The sequence below is a fragment of the Pseudoruegeria aquimaris genome, from assembly GCF_900172235.1.
GTDB classification, from domain to species: Bacteria; Pseudomonadota; Alphaproteobacteria; order Rhodobacterales; family Rhodobacteraceae; genus Pseudoruegeria; species Pseudoruegeria aquimaris.
Genome location: NZ_FWFQ01000011.1, coordinates 98061 through 114539, shown reverse-complemented (window position 1 = coordinate 114539; position 16479 = coordinate 98061). Strand labels below are relative to the sequence as shown.

Genomic DNA, 16479 nt, shown 5'->3' with positions numbered 1-16479 from the left:
CCGTGGTGACCGGTCGCGTCGAGCGCGGCGTGATCAACGTGGGTGACGAGATCGAGATCGTGGGCATCCGCGACACGCAGAAGACCACCTGCACCGGCGTTGAAATGTTCCGCAAGCTGCTGGACCGCGGCGAAGCCGGCGACAACATCGGCGCGCTGCTGCGCGGCATCGACCGCGAAGCGGTCGAGCGTGGCCAGGTTCTCTGCAAGCCGGGCTCCGTGACCCCGCACACGAAGTTCGAAGCCGAAGCCTACATCCTGACGAAGGAAGAAGGCGGCCGTCACACCCCGTTCTTCGCCAACTACCGTCCGCAGTTCTACTTCCGCACGACGGACGTGACCGGCACGGTGACGCTGGCCGAAGGCACCGAAATGGTGATGCCGGGCGACAACATCTCCTTCACGGTCGAGCTGATCGCTCCGATCGCGATGGAAGACGGTCTGCGCTTCGCCATCCGTGAAGGCGGCCGCACCGTCGGCGCCGGCGTGGTGTCCAAGATCATCGAGTAATCGCTTCCGCGATACGCGAATTGGCGAGGGCCGCTCCGAGTGAGCGGCCCTTTTCCTTTGTCTGGCGCCGCATTCAGGCGCTGGTGCCCGACCTAGGGCAGGGGGCGCTGCCCCCGCCGCGCCTTGCGGCGCGCCTCCCCCGGGATATTTGAGGAACAAAGTGGGCCCCGGCTTGCGGCCGGAACACCCCGGCTAGCGGGGCGGGGGCGCGCGCTGGGGGTGCGGGGCAATTAACGCTTGCCACCGCTCCGGATCCCCTGTAAGCCCCGCCCGTTCTCGATGAGAACAGAGCGGCGGGTTGATTCCCGCCGTTTGGGTTCGATGAGGGTTTGCGATGAGCGCTTGCCCTCCTCTCAACTCCAACGCCAATGAAGGCTGACGAAATGCAAAGCCAAAACATTCGCATTCGGCTGAAGGCTTTCGATTACCGCGTGCTGGACGCCTCCACGCAGGAAATCGTCAACACGGCAAAGCGCACCGGCGCTCAGGTCCGTGGCCCGATCCCGCTTCCGAACAAGATTGAGAAGTTCACCGTTCTGCGTGGCCCTCACATCGACAAGAAATCCCGCGACCAGTTCGAGATCCGCACGCACAAGCGTCTGCTCGACATCGTGGACCCGACCCCGCAGACCGTGGACGCGCTGATGAAGCTCGACCTGGCCGCCGGCGTCGACGTGCAGATTTCGGTTTAAGGAGGGTATCAAGAGATGCGCTCTGGAATCATCGCAAAGAAAGTCGGCATGACCCGGCTTTTCATGGAAGACGGCAAGCAGATCCCTGTGACCGTTCTCCAGCTGGACAACCTGCAGGTCGTGGACCAGCGCACCAAGGAGCGTGACGGCTACACCGCCGTTCAGCTGGGTGCCGGTTCCGCGAAGGCAAAACGCACCTCCAAGGCCATGCGCGGCCACTTCGCCAAGGCCAACGTCGCGCCGAAGCGCAAGATCGCCGAGTTCCGCGTGTCCGAAGAGAACCTCATCGCCATCGGCGAAGAGATCTCCGCCGACCACTACGTGGTGGGCCAGAAGGTCGACGTTTCGGGCACCTCCATCGGTAAAGGTTTTGCCGGTGCCATGAAGCGCCACAACTTCGGCGGTCTGCGTGCCTCCCACGGTGTGTCCATCTCCCACCGTTCCCACGGTTCGACCGGTCAGTGTCAGGACCCGGGCCGCGTGTTCAAGGGCAAGAAGATGGCCGGCCACATGGGCGCTGCCCGCGTGACCACCCAGAACCTGGAAGTCGTTCGTACCGACGCCGATCGTGGCCTGATCATGATCAAGGGCGCCGTGCCGGGCTCCAAGGGTGGCTGGGTCACCATCAAGGACGCCGTCAAGAAGAAACTGCCTGAGGGTGTTCCCTTCCCGGCCGCGCTGAAATCCGCCGCTGCCGCTGAAGCACCTGCCGAGGCTCCGACCGAGGGAGCAGAATAATGAAGGCTGATGTCATCAAACTGGACGGCGGCAAAGCCGGTTCCATCGAGCTGGACGAGGCCCTCTTCGGCCTTGAGCCGCGTGCGGACATCCTGCACCGCGTGGTCCGTTGGCAGCGCAACAACGCGCAGGCCGGCACCCACAAGGTGAAGACCCGCTCCGAAACCAGCTACTCCACCAAGAAGATCTACCGCCAGAAAGGCACCGGCGGCGCCCGCCACGGTGACCGCAACGCGCCGATCTTCCGCGGTGGTGGTGTCTACAAGGGCCCGACGCCCCGCAGCCATGGCCACGACCTGCCGAAGAAATTCCGCAAGCTCGGCCTGAAGCACGCCCTCTCCGCCAAGGCGAAAGCCGGCGAGCTGGTCGTGATCGACGCTGCTGAAGCAGACGGCAAAACCAGCGTTCTGGCCAAGCAGGTGAAGAACCTGGGCTGGAAACGCGCGCTGATCATCGATGGTGCCGCCGTGAACGAAGGTTTCGCGAAGGCTGCACGCAACATCGAAGGCCTGGACATCCTTCCCGGCATCGGCGCCAACGTCTATGACATCCTGAAGCGTGACACGCTCGTGCTCACGAAGGCGGGTGTCGAAGCACTGGAGGCTCGTCTGAAATGAGCGCGAAGGCAGAACACTACGACGTGATCCGCAAGCCGATCATCACCGAGAAATCCACGCTGGCATCCGAAAACGGCGCCGTGGTCTTCGAAGTGGCGATCGACGCCAACAAGCCGCAGATCAAGGAAGCCGTCGAAGGCCTCTTCGGTGTGAAGGTGAAAGCGGTCAACACGACGATCACCAAGGGCAAGGTCAAGCGTTTCCGCGGCCAACTCGGCAAGCGCAAGGACGTGAAGAAGGCCTATGTGACCCTCGAGGAAGGCAACACGATCGACGTGACCACCGGTCTCTGAGATCTGCCTTTCTGTAAGATTGAAAGCCCTCCGCAGCGATGCGGGGGGCTTTTTCTTTGCGGGTTTGGCTGGGGGCCATTTTCGGCATAGCATGGACGCTCAAAGGGATGGGTTCATGAGAAACAAAGCGATCACCACGCCATGGGGCGCCTTGCTGGCGGCCTGCGCAGCCTTTCCGGCGGCGGCTGAAATGAGTGACGTGCAGCGCGCGTTGATCGAGCGCCGGGCGTGCGAGGCGGCGATCTGGGGCATGCCGGCCGTCGGGGTCTACGATATCGAACTGGCGCTGCAACGCGACGCCGGGGCATCGCCGGGCGTCGTCGGCTACATGAGCGAGCCGATGGATTCCCGCCACGGCTTCCTCACCGCCAACGACGTGACGCCCTACACCTTCACGGGCCTGACGACGAAGGATGGCCCCATCGTCATCGAGGTGCCGCCGGCGGGTGAGAAAGCGGCCTTCTTCGGTACCATCGTGAACGCCTGGCAGGTGCCGATCGCGGATGTGGGGACCACGGGGGAGGACGCCGGGGCCGGGGGGCGATACGTGATCCTGCCGCCGGATTTCGAGGGTGAGCCGCCGCAAGGGGATTTCCGGGTGTTCCGCTCCGATACCTACGGAGTGCATTTCGCGTTCCGCCCGGTGGCCAAGAATGGCGGCACTTCCGCCGATCAGGCGGCCTATGCGCAGACCCTGAAGTGGTATCCGCTGGCCGCGATGGACGATCCGCCCGAAACCCGCTTCGTCGACGTGAAGGTGAACCCGGTGAACACGCTGCCCGTCTACGACATGACCTATTTCGAGGATCTCAACACCGTCGTGCAGCGCGAACCGGTGCTGGAGCGCGACAAGGTCATGATGGGGATGCTGGCTTCGCTGGGGATCAAGCGCGGCGAAGCTTTCGAGCCGGATGCCGAAACACAGGAAGCCATGCTCGCTGGCCTGCAGTGTGCCTATGATGCGATGCAGGAGCATTTCATCACGCGCTCCGTGGTGCCGCTCTGGGAGGATCGGACGTGGGGTGTCTGGGCCTTTGCCGAAGGCCAGCCTGAGGCCGGTTTCCCCTATGAGACGGACGATATGGTCTTGATCGATGATCGGGCCGGCGGCTCGTATTCGTGGATCACCTATCTGCCCAGGAAGCTGGGCGGCGGGACGTTCTACCTCACGGGGCTGACAGACGGCGACGGCAATGCGCTGAACGGTGAAGATACCTACAAGCTGACCGTGCCGGCCGATACCCCGGCGGAGGATTTCTGGTCTGTCATCGTCTACAGCATGCAGACCAAGGGATTCGTCGCCGGAAACGCGCGTGTCGGGCTGGCGACGCCTGACCTGCCCGAGATGCAGGTGAACGATGACGGCTCGGCGGACGTCTACTTCGGCCCCGTCGCACCGGAAGGACGCGAAAGCAACTGGATCCCGACGGGCGAGGATTTCTTCCTGCTCTTCCGCCTCTACGGCCCGAAGGAGGGATGGATCGAAAGCGGCTGGAAACTGCCGGACCTCGAGAAGCAGTAGGGTAAGGCGCCGGCCGGCCCGCGGGTGAGGGTGCAGCTTTTTTGGCGGCGTGGTCTGGACAGCCCCGCCAACCCCTGATACATCGCCGCAATCCCACGGCCCCGGATTCGTCCGGGGCTGTCGTTTTTGCCGGAATCCGGCCAAGGCGACGGGAGAGGCGGGGCTGCCCCGCCGCTTGAGACTCGGGCACCTTCGGGGGCCTTCACCTGCGCCTTCGGGCGTACAGCAAACGGAAGACAGAAAGCATGGCACTCAAGTCGTACAAACCGACGACGCCGGGCCAGCGTGGGCTGGTACTGATCGACCGTTCGGAGCTCTGGAAAGGACGCCCCGTCAAAGCCCTCACGCAGGGTCTGACGAAGAACGGCGGCCGGAACAACACCGGACGGATCACGCAACGCCGCAAAGGCGGCGGCGCAAAGCGTCTCTATCGCATCGTCGATTTCAAACGGAACAAGTTTGACGTCGTGGCCACCGTGGAGCGGATCGAATACGACCCCAACCGCACGGCCTTCATCGCCCTCGTGAAATACGAAGACGGCGAGCAAGCCTACATCCTCGCACCGCAGCGCCTCGCCGTGGGCGACAAGGTGGTTGCCTCCGCCAAGGCTGACATCAAGCCCGGCAACGCCATGCCCTTCTCCGGCATGCCGATCGGTACCATCGTGCACAACATCGAGCTGAAGCCCGGCAAGGGCGGCCAGATCGCACGTGCCGCCGGCACCTACGCCCAGTTCGTGGGCCGCGATGGCGGCTACGCCCAGATCCGCCTCTCCTCCGGCGAACTGCGCATGGTCCGTCAGGAATGCATGGCCACCGTCGGTGCCGTGTCCAACCCCGACAACAGCAACCAGAACTTCGGTAAAGCTGGCCGCAACCGCCACAAGGGCATCCGCCCGTCCGTGCGTGGTGTTGCCATGAACCCGATCGATCACCCCCATGGTGGTGGTGAAGGCCGGACCTCGGGTGGCCGCACGCCGGTTACGCCCTGGGGCAAGGACACCAAGGGTTCGCGCACGCGCAACAAGAACAAGGCGTCGCAGAAGCTCATCATTCGCTCGCGTCACGCCAAGAAGAAGGGTCGCTAATCTATGGCACGTTCTGTTTGGAAAGGGCCTTTTGTCGACTCCTACGTCCTCAAGAAGGCTGAAAAGGTTCGCGAGAGCGGCCGTAACGAAGTCATCAAGATCTGGTCTCGTCGTTCGACGATCCTGCCCCAGTTCGTGGGCCTGACCTTCGGTGTCTACAACGGGAAAAAACACATCCCCGTCAACGTGACCGAAGAGATGATCGGCCAGAAGTTCGGTGAATACTCCCCGACGCGCACCTACTACGGGCACGCCGCGGACAAGAAAGCGAAGCGGAAGTAAGAGCCATGGGTAAAGAGAAGAATCCCCGCCGCGTGGCCGACAACGAAGCGATGGCCAAGGTCCGTATGCTTCGCACGTCCCCGCAGAAACTGAATCTCGTGGCTCAGATGATCCGCGGCAAGAAGGTTGAAAAGGCCCTGACGGACCTGACCTTCTCCAACAAGCGCATCGCCGTGGACGTGAAGAAATGCCTTCAGTCCGCCATCGCCAACGCCGAGAACAACCACAACCTGGATGTGGATGAGCTCATCGTGGCCGAAGCCTACGTTGGGAAGAACCTGACGATGAAACGCGGTCGCCCCCGGGCCCGTGGCCGTTATGGCAAGATCATCAAGCCGTTTTCCGAGCTGACCATCAAGGTTCGCCAAGTCGAGGAGCAAGCATAATGGGTCAGAAGGTAAACCCGATCGGTATGCGTCTCCAGGTGAACCGCACCTGGGACAGCCGCTGGTACGCAGATACCAAGGATTACGGCGATCTCCTGCTGGAAGATCTGAAGATCCGCGAGTTCATCAAGGAAGAGTGCAAGCAGGCTGGCATCAGCCGTGTGATCATCGAGCGCCCGCACAAGAAGTGCCGCGTGACCGTTCACACCGCGCGTCCGGGCGTGATCATCGGCAAGAAAGGCGCCGATATCGAAACCCTGCGCAAGAAGCTGGCCAACATGACGGCATCCGAGCTGCACCTCAACATCGTTGAAGTGCGCAAGCCGGAGCTCGACGCCCAGCTCGTCGGCGAGTCCATCGCCCAGCAGCTGGAGCGCCGCGTTTCCTTCCGTCGTGCCATGAAGCGCGCCGTGCAGAACGCCATGCGCATGGGTGCCCTCGGCATCCGCGTGAACGTGGCAGGCCGTCTCGGCGGCGCGGAAATCGCCCGTACCGAATGGTACCGCGAAGGCCGCGTGCCGCTTCACACCCTGCGTGCCGACATCGATTACGCCCACTCCGAAGCCATGACGCCCTACGGCATCATCGGCATCAAGGTGTGGATCTTCAAAGGCGAGATCATGGAGCATGATCCTGCCGCGCGTGATCGTCGTGCACAGGAACTCCAGGAAGGCCCGGCCCCGCGTGGCGCCGGCGGCCGTCGGTAAGGAGAACTGAGAGATGCTGCAACCGAAGCGCACCAAATTCCGCAAGATGCACAAGGGCCGGATCAAGGGTCAAGCCAAAGGCGGCTCCGACCTGAACTTCGGCACCTACGGCCTGAAGGCCATCGAGCCTGAGCGCGTGACCGCGCGCCAGATCGAGGCTGCCCGCCGTGCCATGACGCGCCACATGAAGCGTCAGGGCCGCGTCTGGATCCGGATCTTCCCGGACACCCCCGTGACCTCCAAGCCGGTTGAAGTCCGGATGGGTAAAGGTAAGGGTTCCGTGGATTACTGGGCCTGCAAGGTCAAACCGGGCCGCGTGATGTTCGAGATCGACGGCGTGTCCGAAGATGTCGCCCGCGAAGCTCTGCGTCTTGCCGCGATGAAACTGCCGGTGAAAACCCGCACCATCGTCCGCGAAGACTGGTAACTGGTTTGCGAACCGCTTCCGCGGTTCCCAAACAGCCGCGAAGGCGGCCCAGTTGAGAGTTTGAAGCCCCCGCCGGGAAACTGGCGGGGGCTTTTCGTTGCGCCTCTTGCTTTCCGCGCCGCGCCTCTTTAGACGGGCGCCCTTTCCCTCAAGCACCGTGAGGCTCCCATGCAAGGCGCAACTCTCGCCGTGGATTTCGGCACCTCCAATTCCGCCGCCGCGCTGGCGCACGGCGGGCGCGTCTGGCGCCTGCCGGTCGAGGCCGGGCGCGACACCCTGCCCACGGCCGTCTTCTTTCCGACCGGTGGCGCGATGCGCGTGGGCGCGGCCGCCGGGGCGAGCCTGATCGCGGTCGAGGAGGGGCGATACATGCGCGCGCTGAAGAGCGTGCTGGGCCTGCCGCTGCTGCATGAGGAACGCTTGCTCGGCGGCAAGCGGCAGAGCCTTGCGGATGTGATCACCGCCTTTTTGGCCACCGTCAGATCGCGTGCCGAAGCCGAAACCGGAATGCGTTTTTCCCGCGTGCTCTCGGGACGCCCGGTGCATTTTCACGGCCGCGCGCCGGAGAAGGACGCGCAGGCCGAAGCCGATCTGCGCGCCTGCTACCTGGCCGCGGGCTTCGCGGAGGTCGCCTTTCTGCCCGAGCCGGAAGCCGCCGCCCATGCCACGCGGGGAATGGGCGAGACGGGCGCGCCGGCGCTGATCGTGGACATCGGCGGCGGCACCTCGGACTTCTCCGTGTTCCGGGATCGGGGCGGCGAGGTGGACATTCTCGCCAACCACGGCATCCGGCTCGGCGGCACGGACTTCGATCAGGTCCTGTCTCTGGCCTTCGCCATGCCGGAGTTGGGGCTTGGATCGGAGTTGCGCCGTGAGATGGGGCAAGGCCGCCTGCCGGTGCCCCGCGCGCCCTATGTCGATCTTGCGACCTGGGCCAAGATCCCTTTCCTCTATACTGGGAAGATGCGCCAGATGGCGGCCGACATGCAGCGGCTGGCGGTGGAACCCGCGAAGCTTGCCCGTTTCGCCACCGTGCTGGAGATGGAACTGGGCCATGAACTGGCCTTCGCGGTTGAGGCCGGGAAGATTGCCGCGAACGGCGCCGCCGGCCAGGGGCGCATCGACATGGCGATGATCGAGGCCGGGCTCTCTGTGCCGATCACGGGCGAGGAGATGAACGCCGAGTTGGAAAAGGCGCGCGCCGCGCTCGGGCAGGCCGCGCGGGAGACGGTCGAGCGCGCCGGTGTCGCGCCGGGCGAGGTGGGGCGGGTCATCCTCGTGGGCGGCTCCAGCCTCATGGGATTCGTGGCGCAGGAAATGCAGGCCCTGTTTCCCCCTGCGCAATTGCTGCGCTCCGAGGCCTTCACCGCCGTGGTGGACGGGCTGGCCCTCGCGGCGTCGGCCACATAACGCAGGGCCCCGCGCGCCCGGCAGGGCACGCGGAGCGGGGCCGCCCTAGAAGCGGTAGGAGGCGCGGAATTGCACCGTGGTGGCGTCCACGTCGATGCCGGAGCCGTTGAAATCGTCGAACTCGTGATACAGGAGCTCGGCGCCGAGGCTCAGATCGCTGCGCACCCGGTATTCGTAGCCGATGCCGGCGAGCCAGCCGTCGGAGCTGCCGAGCGCGTTGGTGCCGGCGTCGGCATAGCCGGCGGTGGCGTAGATCAGACTGTTGTCCCAGTTGTAGCCGCCGCGCGCCTTGATCCGCCAGACGCTCTCCACGTCCACGCCGGCGGCGATGTTGATGTCGGCCCAGTCGTAGTCGATGCCGCCGCCGATCACCCAATCGCCGAAGTCGTAGTCGTAGCCCAGGATGATGCCGCCGATCCAGTCATCGCCGCTCACGCCGGGCGCGTTGGTGCCCACGTCGCCGTAGCCGAGCTGGGCGCCGGCGTAGAAGCCGGTGAAATCATCGAGGGACTGCGCCGAGAGCGGCGCGGCGAGAAACGCGGCGGCGGTCGCCGCGAGAGCAGTTCTGAGCTTCATTGTCCTATCCTTTCGGTTTGCTGCGGCGCGGTGAGGATGCCCGGCCGTCATGGAAGCTACGTGCGCCCCTCGCATCTGGATGAGCCCGCTTTTGCCGGGCGGGTGCCGTCTGGGCGGTTTTCACGCGAACGTGTCCGCTCGTGAGAACGATCTGGGCACAATCCGCCGCTTCGGCGAGGATGCGTCCACGCAGGTTTTGGAGTTTGTCATGAAGTCTTTTCTACCGTTCGCGGCCGCTCTTGCGGCCCTTGCCGCCGCGCCCGCCGGCGCCGGGCAGATCCTGATTTCCAACGTCAACGTCTTCGACGGTGTCAACGAGGCGCTGATCGAGAAGGCCAACGTGCTGGTGGAGGGCGAGATGATCGCGGCGATCTCCACCGATCCGATCTCGGCGGGCGGACGATGATCCCCGGCCTGATCGACGTGCACTGGCACACCTCCTATTGCTGCGCGGCGCAGAGCACGGTGGTGACGGGGGATATCCTCGAAATCGCCATCCGCGGTGCCAAGGGCTCGGAGGCGACGCTGATGCGGGGCTTCACCTCCGTGCGGGGCGTGGGCGGCAACCCGTTCGCCACCAAGAAGATGATCGACGGCGGCGAACTTGTCGGCCCGCGCATCCTGCCCTCGCGCCCGCCCGTGGCCCAGACCGGCGGCTATTTCGACTACCGCCCCTACCAGGCCGTTCCCACGAACCCGGCGGATTCCCAATGGTACTGGTATGGTGTCGGCCTGATGGCGATGGCCGACGGCGTGCCGGAGGTGACGAAACGCGCGCGTGAGATCATGCGGATGGGGGCAAGCCAGCTGAAGATCTCAACCGGCGGCGGGGTGTCGTCCACCTATGATCCGCTGGACGTGCGCCAATACGCGCGTGCCGAGATCGAGGCTTTCGTGGAAGTGGCTGATACCTACAACACCTACGTCGCCTCCCACACCTTCACAGACGATGCCGTGCGGATCTCGCTGGAGGCCGGAGTCAAATCGATCGAGCACGGGTTCCTGATGAGCCGGGAGACGATGCAGATGATCAAGGATCACGACGCCTGGCTCTCCGTGCAGCCGCTGCTGGACGACGAGGACGGCTTCTCCTTCGATGATCCGGTCAGCCAGCAGAAGTGGATCGACGTCACCAGCGGCACCGATTTCACCTACAGGACGGCCAGGGAAGTGGGGGTGAAGGTGGCTTTCGGCGCCGACATCCTGTTCGATCCGAAACTGGCCGAGCGTCAGGGCGCCTTCCTCGCCAAGCTGCAGCGCTGGTATTCGCCCTACGAGGTGCTGAAGATGGCGACCTCGATCAACGGGCCGCGAAACCCCTATCCGGCCGGCCCGCTCGGGGTGATCGCTGAAGGGGCCTATGCCGATCTCATCCTCGTGGACGGCAACCCGCTGGAAGACATCGACCTCGTGGCCGATCCGAACGCCAACTTCTACCTGATCATGAAGGGCGGCGAGATCTTCAAGAACGAGATGTGATCGCGCCGCGGGTGCATATGGAACGAAAAAGGCCCCGGTGCGCGCCCGGGGCCCTTCGCCTTCCGCCACGGTGCGTCAGTCCGCCCAGGCGTAGTTGAAGCTCACCGAGATGCGGTCGTCCTCGGCCATGTTCATCGGCACTTCGTGGCGCAGCCAGCTTTCCCAAAGAAGCACGTCGCCGACCGCGGGCTTGACGGTGACGAAGTTCTTCATCTCCTGCCGCGCGGTCTTCCTGCGCGGCGGGGCGGCCATCATCATCGCGTGGCGCGGATCCTCCAGCTTCAGCGCGCTGGTGCCCTCGGGCATGGCCACGTAGGTTGTGCCGCTGATCACGGAATGGGGGTGGATGTGGGCGGAGTGGAAGCCGCCCTCGGGCAGGATGTTGATCCAGAGATCCTCAAGCCGCAGCGCGCGCCCGTCCAGATCCAGCTCCAGATCCTCGGCGAAGGCGGCCACGTGCCGGTCCAGCAGCTTGCGCACCTCTTCGAAGATCGGGAAGCGCCAGGCGAGATCGGTGAGCGAGGCGTAGCTGGTGTAGCCGGGGTAGTCGTTGGCTTCGCACCACGCCTGCCCGGCCTCGTCGTCTTCGGCGATGGAGTAGCAGGAGGCTTCGAGTTCATCCGGGTCCACGGTCTCGCCGAAGGCGGTCAGGCGGTCGCGGTAGAGGCGGGTCACGAAGAGAGAGTCGATCTGGGGCATGGGCATGGCCTTTGATTGCGGACTTCGGTGTTCGCTGCTCAGCTATCAGCTTTTGCGTAGAGAGAAACGTGCATTTTGCTCTCGGCGGTGAATTCCTGCCGGTGCCAGCCGCCCCGGCGTGCCTGCAGCGCGAGCCCGACGAGCCGGGCCATGAGATCGATCTCGGCGGGGTAGGCATGGCGCAGGGGCAGCGGCACGAGCCGCGTGCCGGAGGCGTCGATGTGGGCGCGCTGGAATTGGAGCGTCCGGCGGGCGGGATCATGCTGCACGGCCTTGATGCAGAGCGTCTCCGGCCCCAGACTTTTCGCCCAGCTTCGCGATCATCTCGGGGGGCTTCGATGCCGCTCACCGCGTGGCCCCGCGCGGGGCGTAGCCTCTGACCGTGGGCCGGAGGTCACTCTGCCGGGGTATACCAGATCGGCGAGGAATAGGCGCGTTCCTGGTGGATGAGCCGGGCCTCCTCGGGCAGGTCGATGCCGTAGCGCAGCTTGTCGTAGACGACCCAGCGCGGCGTCGGGATCTCGAGCACGCGCACGTAGTAGAAGGCACGCTCGGCCGGATCGAAATCCGGGTCCGTCCAGACGGTGGACAGCTCCGAGGCGCCGATCGTGTTCTGCCAACTGGCGGTTTCGATGTCCACGGTGTTGCCGACCTCGGGGAGCATCCCGTTCGCGTCCGGCGCGCGGTCACCCGACCACGCGACGTCATAGACCTTTTCATGGGTGGCGCCGTCGGCATCGAGCCAGCCCTTCACGATCTGCATCCGGTCGAGGTTGGCGCCGATGGGATCACGCAGCGCGAAAAGCAGGAAGGAAGGCGCGGCCTCGGTTTCGCGGGTGGGCATGTCGCCGCCCATGGGCACCCCGCGCTCGTAGCCGGCGACGGCCGGCGTGCGCGACAGCAGGTCGGCATTGGTGAAATCCCAGCCCCCGAAGAAACGCAGGCCGATGCGCGGGCCCGTTGTGGCATAGGTCTCGCGGCGCTTGAAGGCATCGAAGATGGCCGCGCGGGTGTTCTCGGTGGCGTAGACGGCCGTGTAGCCCGAGGCCACCAGCTTGTGGCCGGGCACTTCGCCGAGATCGGATTTCACGAAGGGATGCTGGATGCGGGTGGGGGAGGGCTCCACGCTCACCGATTTGCCGAAGTAGTTGTCTTCCTCGGCCGTGGCGAGGGCGGTGTGGCTGTCGGTGGCGCCGCCCATGCCGAACTTGTAAGGGTTCACGCCGAATTTCTCTTCCAGAACGAGGCCGTTCTTCAGCGCTTCGCGGGCGTATTCGCCGGCCAGCATCTCCGGCGTCTTGAGTTCGGTCAGGTCGAGGTTGCCCGCGTCCCAGTTCTCGTAGTCGGCGAAGGGATCTTCCGGGCTCAGCGCCGGGTGGGCCTCGCCGTCGCCCTTGATCTGGGTCATCTCGTAATGCGGTTCCCAGCGGGCGCGCGCGGCCACGTAGTCCGCATCCACCTCGCCGCCGTGATAGGTGCCCTCCAGCGGGAACATCCAGCCGTTGGAGAGGTTGCCGTTGTGGGCGAAGGCCACGGCGCGGCCGCCCGTCTTCTCCTGGTAGGCTTCCAGCCACGCGTAGAGCGCCTTGGGATCGGTGCTGCCGGAGGGCGGCTGGGTGACGGGCGGCACCACCTGCAGGGCGCGGATCGCGCCGTCGCGCAGCATCACGTTGCGGTGCAGGTTGAAGCCCTTGGGCACCGAGGTCCATTCGAAGCCGATGAAGGCGGTGAAACGGCCCGGGTCGTTGTGCGCCTCGGCGGAGAGGACGATCTCTTCCCAGACGTTGGAAAAGGCGTCGGCGCCGGGGCTGTAGGACTCCAGCAGCAGTTCGGGCAGGGTGCCCTGCGAGAAGTTGGTGATCAGATCGAAGGCCGTCTTCCCGGCCTCTTCGCCCCCGGCCTTGTAGCCCTCGTACCATTCCCGGCCCTTCGGATCGGCCAGAACACCGGGTTTGCCGGCCTGCAGATCGGGGGCGAACCCCATGAGATCGGTGTGGTCGGTCAGCACCATCCAGTCCAGCGGGCGGCTGAGCTTGACGGGTTGACCGGTGGAGGAGGTGACCTGTTCGCCCTTGGCGAAGCGCCAGGCGTCATCCGGCTTCAGGGTGTTGCCGAAAGCGCCGGCATCGAGCGAAAGCCCCGTGTGAAGGTGGGTTTCCCCCCAGAGGGGGCGGTCGGGAAACGTCCGGTTGGCGTAGGGGGAGAAGGGGCGCGTCGGCAGGTTGTCTGCCGCGGTGTCGCCGGTGGGCACGTCGGATGCGTGGCCGAGACCGGCCGAAACGGCCAGCGCTGCGCAGGCCCTCAGGATCTGTTTCATGTCTTTCCTCCGGGTATGTTTCGCTCGGGACCCTCCTCGGCCAAAAGCTTGCTTGGTTTCATTTGAAATGATCTCCCCACCCTCGCACGGTTTCGCGCATCCGCCAAATCCGTCTTTTCTTCAGGATTTCGCTTGCCAACGTCGGGGATAGGGCGTAAAGGGGCCGCTCATCCGTGAACTCCACTGGAATCAGGGTGACCCTTCGGGGGGCCCTCTGGTGATGTTGAAAAAGGAAAATTGGCGATGAACGCCCAGGAACTCCGCGATAAAACGCCGGATCAGCTTCGTGATGAACTGACCGCGCTCAAGAAGGAAGCCTTCAACCTGCGCTTCCAACAGGCCACCGGCCAGCTCGAAAACACCGCACGCGTCAAGCAGGTCCGCCGTGATGTGGCCCGCGTCAAAACCGTGCTCAACGAAAAAGCCGCGCAAGCGGCCGCAGAATAAGGGAGCCTGAAGAATGCCCAAACGTATCCTGCAAGGCACCGTGACCTCCGACAAGAACGAGCAGACCATCACGGTTTCCGTCGAGCGTCGCTTCACGCACCCTATTCTGAAGAAGACGATCCGTAAGTCCAAGAAATACCGGGCTCACGATCCGAAGAACGAATTCAAGGTTGGTGATACCGTCCGCATCCAGGAATGTGCGCCGATCTCGAAGACGAAGCGTTGGGAGGTTCTGCCTGCATAAGGCAGAGCCTTTCGGCTTAATCGAAACCCTGGGGACAAGCCCCGCATAGGCCCCCAAAGGTCGGGAGAAACCACATGATCCAGATGCAAACAAACCTGGATGTTGCTGACAACTCCGGCGCCCGCCGTGTTCAGTGCATCAAGGTTCTGGGTGGTTCCAAGCGTAAATACGCCTCGGTTGGCGACATCATCGTCGTCTCCGTGAAGGAAGCCATCCCGCGTGGTCGCGTGAAGAAAGGTGACGTCCGCAAGGCCGTCGTCGTGCGCACCGCCAAGGAAGTCCGTCGTGAAGACGGCACCGCCATCCGTTTTGACCGCAACGCTGCCGTCATCCTGAACAACAACAACGAGCCCGTTGGTACCCGTATCTTCGGCCCGGTTGTGCGTGAGCTGCGCGCGAAGAACTTCATGAAGATCATCTCGCTCGCTCCGGAGGTGCTGTAATCATGGCTGCCAAACTGAAAAAAGGCGACAAGGTCGTCGTGCTGGCCGGCAAGGACAAGGGCAAGCAGGGTGAAATCACCTCCGTGAACCCCTCCGCCGGCAAGGCCATCGTGGAAGGCGTGAACATCGCCATCCGTCACACCAAGCAATCCCAGAACTCCCAGGGCGGCCGCATTCCGCAAGCGATGCCGATCGACCTGAGCAACCTGGCGCTGCTCGACTCCAACGGCAAGGCAACCCGCGTCGGCTTCCGCTTCGAAGACGGCAAGAAGGTGCGCTACGCCAAAACCACCGGGGAGACGGTCTGATGCTCGACGCCGCAACCTACACCCCGCGTCTGAAGACGCTCTACAAGGACACGATCCGCGCCGCGCTCAAGGAAGAGTTCGGCTACAAGAACGACATGATGATCCCGAAGCTGGACAAGATCGTTCTGAACATGGGGATCGGTGAAGCCGTCAAGGACACCAAGAAGGTGAAGGCCGCTCAGGAAGCCCTGACCGCCATCGCCGGCCAGCAGGCCGTCATCACGAAAGCGCGCAAGTCCATCGCGACCTTCCGCGTTCGTGAGGAAATGCCGCTGGGCACCAAGGTGACCCTGCGTGGCGACCGGATGTACGAGTTCCTCGATCGTCTGATCACCATCGCTCTCCCGCGCGTCCGCGACTTCCGCGGCGTTTCGGGCAAGTCCTTCGACGGTCGTGGCAACTACGCCATGGGCCTCAAAGAGCACATCGTCTTCCCGGAGATCGACTTCGACAAGGTCGTCGACATGCTGGGCATGGACATCGTTATCTGCACCACCGCGAAAACTGATGCGGAAGCAAAGGCGCTGTTGAAAGCTTTCAACATGCCCTTCAACAGCTGAGCGGGGAGAGAGAGACATGGCTAAAAAAGCAATGATCGAGCGCGAGAAGAAGCGCCAGAAGCTGGTGGAGCAATACGCCGCCAAGCGTGAAGCGCTGAAAGAGATCGCGAAAGACGAAAGCCTGCCGATGGAAGAGCGCTTCAAGGCGCGCCTGAAGCTGGCGAAACTGCCGCGCAACTCGTCGGCAACCCGTCTGCACAACCGCTGCCAGCTGACCGGCCGGCCGCACGCCTACTACCGCAAACTCAAAATCTCGCGGATTGCGCTGCGTGATCTCGGCTCCAACGGCCAGATCCCCGGCATGGTGAAATCGAGCTGGTAAGGGAGAGAACGATATGAACGATCCTATCGGCGATATGCTCACCCGTATCCGCAACGCTCAAATGCGCGGCAAGACCGGTGTTTCCACCCCGGCCTCCAAGCTGCGTGCCTGGGTTCTGGATGTCCTGGTCGATGAAGGCTACATCCGCGGCTACGAGAAAGGCACCGATGCCAACGGTCACCCGACCCTTGAAATCGAGCTGAAATACTTCGACGGCACCCCCGTCATCCGCGAACTGAAGCGCGTTTCCACGCCGGGCCGCCGTGTTTACATGGGCTCGAAGGACATCCCGCAGGTTCGTCAGGGTCTGGGTGTTTCCATTGTCTCCACGTCCAAGGGCGTGATGTCGGATGCAAACGCACGCGCTGCCAATGTCGGCGGCGAAGTGCTCTGCACCGTCTTCTAAGGAGGTC

At 64.0% G+C, this 16479-nt stretch carries 25 protein-coding genes; 21 read left to right on the top strand and 4 right to left on the bottom strand.

What is annotated here, in order from left to right; translation table 11 throughout:
* The 12 genes from PSA7680_RS09550 to PSA7680_RS09495 all read left to right on the top strand — a co-directional run.
* Window positions 1-509 (top strand): EF-Tu C-terminal domain-related protein (locus tag PSA7680_RS09550; protein ID WP_245824557.1); only part of this gene is annotated, 509 nt, incomplete at its 5' end.
* Window positions 510-892: 383 nt separating this feature from the next.
* Window positions 893-1201, top strand: coding sequence for a 30S ribosomal protein S10 (gene rpsJ / locus PSA7680_RS09545; protein WP_085868478.1), 309 nt, complete (start codon window positions 893-895; stop codon window positions 1199-1201).
* Between the two features lie 15 nt (window positions 1202-1216).
* Window positions 1217-1939 carry a 50S ribosomal protein L3 gene (gene rplC / locus PSA7680_RS09540; RefSeq protein ID WP_085868477.1) on the top strand — a complete coding sequence of 241 codons (723 nt, stop codon included), beginning with the start codon at window positions 1217-1219 and terminating at the stop codon, window positions 1937-1939.
* Window positions 1939-2556: a 50S ribosomal protein L4 gene (gene rplD, locus PSA7680_RS09535; RefSeq protein WP_085868476.1), complete on the top strand. Its 618-nt coding sequence runs from the start codon at window positions 1939-1941 to the stop codon at window positions 2554-2556. The genes rplC and rplD overlap by 1 nt, the downstream gene beginning before the upstream one ends.
* Window positions 2553-2849: a 50S ribosomal protein L23 gene (locus tag PSA7680_RS09530; RefSeq protein ID WP_085868475.1), complete on the top strand. Its 297-nt coding sequence runs from the start codon at window positions 2553-2555 to the stop codon at window positions 2847-2849. Before rplD ends, PSA7680_RS09530 begins: the two co-directional genes overlap by 4 nt.
* Window positions 2850-2964: 115 nt before the next feature.
* Entirely contained in the window at window positions 2965-4371 is a 1407-nt protein-coding gene (locus PSA7680_RS09525; RefSeq protein ID WP_176244109.1) for a DUF1254 domain-containing protein, read from the top strand.
* A gap of 245 nt (window positions 4372-4616) precedes the next feature.
* Window positions 4617-5459 carry a 50S ribosomal protein L2 gene (gene rplB / locus PSA7680_RS09520; protein WP_085868473.1) on the top strand — a complete coding sequence of 281 codons (843 nt, stop codon included), beginning with the start codon at window positions 4617-4619 and terminating at the stop codon, window positions 5457-5459.
* Window positions 5460-5462: 3 nt separating this feature from the next.
* Window positions 5463-5741 carry a 30S ribosomal protein S19 gene (gene rpsS, locus PSA7680_RS09515; protein ID WP_085868472.1) on the top strand — a complete coding sequence of 93 codons (279 nt, stop codon included), beginning with the start codon at window positions 5463-5465 and terminating at the stop codon, window positions 5739-5741.
* A 5-nt stretch (window positions 5742-5746) separates the two neighbouring features.
* Window positions 5747-6127, top strand: coding sequence for a 50S ribosomal protein L22 (gene rplV / locus PSA7680_RS09510; protein WP_085868471.1), 381 nt, complete (start codon window positions 5747-5749; stop codon window positions 6125-6127).
* Complete coding sequence (gene rpsC, locus PSA7680_RS09505; RefSeq protein WP_085868470.1) at window positions 6127-6834, top strand: 30S ribosomal protein S3; 708 nt, start codon at window positions 6127-6129, stop codon at window positions 6832-6834. Before rplV ends, rpsC begins: the two co-directional genes overlap by 1 nt.
* A 13-nt stretch (window positions 6835-6847) precedes the next feature.
* Complete coding sequence (rplP, locus tag PSA7680_RS09500; RefSeq protein ID WP_085868469.1) at window positions 6848-7261, top strand: 50S ribosomal protein L16; 414 nt, start codon at window positions 6848-6850, stop codon at window positions 7259-7261.
* 168 nt (window positions 7262-7429) lie between these two features.
* Window positions 7430-8671, top strand: coding sequence for an Hsp70 family protein (locus PSA7680_RS09495; protein WP_085868468.1), 1242 nt, complete (start codon window positions 7430-7432; stop codon window positions 8669-8671).
* A gap of 45 nt (window positions 8672-8716) precedes the next feature.
* Here PSA7680_RS09495 and PSA7680_RS09490 read toward each other — a convergent pair whose 3' ends face one another.
* Window positions 8717-9247: an outer membrane protein gene (locus tag PSA7680_RS09490; RefSeq protein WP_139838599.1), complete on the bottom strand. Its 531-nt coding sequence runs from the start codon at window positions 9245-9247 to the stop codon at window positions 8717-8719.
* Between the two features lie 208 nt (window positions 9248-9455).
* On the opposite strand from PSA7680_RS09490, the gene PSA7680_RS18830 reads away from it, so the two are divergent.
* Both PSA7680_RS18830 and PSA7680_RS09485 read left to right on the top strand, forming a co-directional pair.
* Window positions 9456-9653: a hypothetical protein gene (locus PSA7680_RS18830; protein WP_217808331.1), complete on the top strand. Its 198-nt coding sequence runs from the start codon at window positions 9456-9458 to the stop codon at window positions 9651-9653.
* Window positions 9650-10726 carry a metal-dependent hydrolase family protein gene (locus PSA7680_RS09485; protein ID WP_217808330.1) on the top strand — a complete coding sequence of 359 codons (1077 nt, stop codon included), beginning with the start codon at window positions 9650-9652 and terminating at the stop codon, window positions 10724-10726. The genes PSA7680_RS18830 and PSA7680_RS09485 overlap by 4 nt, the downstream gene beginning before the upstream one ends.
* Window positions 10727-10801: 75 nt before the next feature.
* Here PSA7680_RS09485 and PSA7680_RS09480 read toward each other — a convergent pair whose 3' ends face one another.
* The 3 genes from PSA7680_RS09480 to PSA7680_RS09470 form a co-directional block, all read right to left on the bottom strand.
* Window positions 10802-11425 carry a TIGR02466 family protein gene (locus PSA7680_RS09480; RefSeq protein ID WP_085868488.1) on the bottom strand — a complete coding sequence of 208 codons (624 nt, stop codon included), beginning with the start codon at window positions 11423-11425 and terminating at the stop codon, window positions 10802-10804.
* A gap of 38 nt (window positions 11426-11463) precedes the next feature.
* Window positions 11464-11694: a hypothetical protein gene (locus tag PSA7680_RS09475; RefSeq protein WP_085868466.1), complete on the bottom strand. Its 231-nt coding sequence runs from the start codon at window positions 11692-11694 to the stop codon at window positions 11464-11466.
* Between the two features lie 125 nt (window positions 11695-11819).
* Window positions 11820-13742, bottom strand: coding sequence for a DUF3604 domain-containing protein (locus PSA7680_RS09470; RefSeq protein ID WP_085868465.1), 1923 nt, complete (start codon window positions 13740-13742; stop codon window positions 11820-11822).
* A gap of 243 nt (window positions 13743-13985) precedes the next feature.
* On the opposite strand from PSA7680_RS09470, the gene rpmC reads away from it, so the two are divergent.
* From rpmC to rpsH, 7 genes are all read left to right on the top strand, one after another.
* Window positions 13986-14189, top strand: a complete 204-nt coding sequence (gene rpmC / locus PSA7680_RS09465) for a 50S ribosomal protein L29 (protein WP_085868464.1) — start codon at window positions 13986-13988, stop codon at window positions 14187-14189.
* Between the two features lie 13 nt (window positions 14190-14202).
* A complete protein-coding gene (rpsQ, locus tag PSA7680_RS09460; RefSeq protein ID WP_085868463.1) occupies window positions 14203-14433 on the top strand; it encodes a 30S ribosomal protein S17 in 231 nt (76 codons plus the stop codon).
* 74 nt (window positions 14434-14507) lie between these two features.
* The gene (gene rplN / locus PSA7680_RS09455) at window positions 14508-14876 is read left to right on the top strand and encodes a 50S ribosomal protein L14 (protein ID WP_005621870.1); all 369 of its coding nucleotides are present in this window, start codon (window positions 14508-14510) and stop codon (window positions 14874-14876) included.
* A 2-nt stretch (window positions 14877-14878) separates the two neighbouring features.
* Window positions 14879-15184: a 50S ribosomal protein L24 gene (gene rplX / locus PSA7680_RS09450; RefSeq protein WP_085868462.1), complete on the top strand. Its 306-nt coding sequence runs from the start codon at window positions 14879-14881 to the stop codon at window positions 15182-15184.
* Window positions 15184-15744, top strand: coding sequence for a 50S ribosomal protein L5 (gene rplE / locus PSA7680_RS09445; protein WP_085868461.1), 561 nt, complete (start codon window positions 15184-15186; stop codon window positions 15742-15744). The genes rplX and rplE overlap by 1 nt, the downstream gene beginning before the upstream one ends.
* Window positions 15745-15760: 16 nt before the next feature.
* Complete coding sequence (gene rpsN, locus PSA7680_RS09440; protein WP_085868460.1) at window positions 15761-16066, top strand: 30S ribosomal protein S14; 306 nt, start codon at window positions 15761-15763, stop codon at window positions 16064-16066.
* 13 nt (window positions 16067-16079) lie between these two features.
* Complete coding sequence (gene rpsH, locus PSA7680_RS09435) at window positions 16080-16472, top strand: 30S ribosomal protein S8 (RefSeq protein ID WP_085868459.1); 393 nt, start codon at window positions 16080-16082, stop codon at window positions 16470-16472.
* The last annotated feature ends 7 nt before the right edge of the window (window positions 16473-16479 follow it).

Bases quoted from the DNA above. Each gene is read 5' to 3' on its own strand.
- PSA7680_RS09495 (WP_085868468.1), top strand. From the start codon at position 7,430: ATGCAAGGCGCAACTCTCGCCGTGGATTTCGGCACCTCCAATTCCGCC.
- rplE (WP_085868461.1), top strand. From the start codon at position 15,184: ATGCTCGACGCCGCAACCTACACCCCGCGTCTGAAGACGCTCTACAAG.
- rplB (WP_085868473.1), top strand. From the start codon at position 4,617: ATGGCACTCAAGTCGTACAAACCGACGACGCCGGGCCAGCGTGGGCTG.
- rpsJ (WP_085868478.1), top strand. From the start codon at position 893: ATGCAAAGCCAAAACATTCGCATTCGGCTGAAGGCTTTCGATTACCGC.
- rpmC (WP_085868464.1), top strand. From the start codon at position 13,986: ATGAACGCCCAGGAACTCCGCGATAAAACGCCGGATCAGCTTCGTGAT.
- rplN (WP_005621870.1), top strand. From the start codon at position 14,508: ATGATCCAGATGCAAACAAACCTGGATGTTGCTGACAACTCCGGCGCC.
- rplD (WP_085868476.1), top strand. From the start codon at position 1,939: ATGAAGGCTGATGTCATCAAACTGGACGGCGGCAAAGCCGGTTCCATC.
- PSA7680_RS09530 (WP_085868475.1), top strand. From the start codon at position 2,553: ATGAGCGCGAAGGCAGAACACTACGACGTGATCCGCAAGCCGATCATC.
- rplX (WP_085868462.1), top strand. From the start codon at position 14,879: ATGGCTGCCAAACTGAAAAAAGGCGACAAGGTCGTCGTGCTGGCCGGC.
- PSA7680_RS09470 (WP_085868465.1), bottom strand. From the start codon at position 13,742: ATGAAACAGATCCTGAGGGCCTGCGCAGCGCTGGCCGTTTCGGCCGGT.
- PSA7680_RS09485 (WP_217808330.1), top strand. From the start codon at position 9,650: ATGATCCCCGGCCTGATCGACGTGCACTGGCACACCTCCTATTGCTGC.
- rplC (WP_085868477.1), top strand. From the start codon at position 1,217: ATGCGCTCTGGAATCATCGCAAAGAAAGTCGGCATGACCCGGCTTTTC.
- rpsC (WP_085868470.1), top strand. From the start codon at position 6,127: ATGGGTCAGAAGGTAAACCCGATCGGTATGCGTCTCCAGGTGAACCGC.
- rpsN (WP_085868460.1), top strand. From the start codon at position 15,761: ATGGCTAAAAAAGCAATGATCGAGCGCGAGAAGAAGCGCCAGAAGCTG.
- rplP (WP_085868469.1), top strand. From the start codon at position 6,848: ATGCTGCAACCGAAGCGCACCAAATTCCGCAAGATGCACAAGGGCCGG.
- rpsH (WP_085868459.1), top strand. From the start codon at position 16,080: ATGAACGATCCTATCGGCGATATGCTCACCCGTATCCGCAACGCTCAA.
- PSA7680_RS18830 (WP_217808331.1), top strand. From the start codon at position 9,456: ATGAAGTCTTTTCTACCGTTCGCGGCCGCTCTTGCGGCCCTTGCCGCC.
- PSA7680_RS09490 (WP_139838599.1), bottom strand. From the start codon at position 9,247: ATGAAGCTCAGAACTGCTCTCGCGGCGACCGCCGCCGCGTTTCTCGCC.
- PSA7680_RS09480 (WP_085868488.1), bottom strand. From the start codon at position 11,425: ATGCCCCAGATCGACTCTCTCTTCGTGACCCGCCTCTACCGCGACCGC.
- rplV (WP_085868471.1), top strand. From the start codon at position 5,747: ATGGGTAAAGAGAAGAATCCCCGCCGCGTGGCCGACAACGAAGCGATG.
- rpsS (WP_085868472.1), top strand. From the start codon at position 5,463: ATGGCACGTTCTGTTTGGAAAGGGCCTTTTGTCGACTCCTACGTCCTC.
- PSA7680_RS09525 (WP_176244109.1), top strand. From the start codon at position 2,965: ATGAGAAACAAAGCGATCACCACGCCATGGGGCGCCTTGCTGGCGGCC.
- rpsQ (WP_085868463.1), top strand. From the start codon at position 14,203: ATGCCCAAACGTATCCTGCAAGGCACCGTGACCTCCGACAAGAACGAG.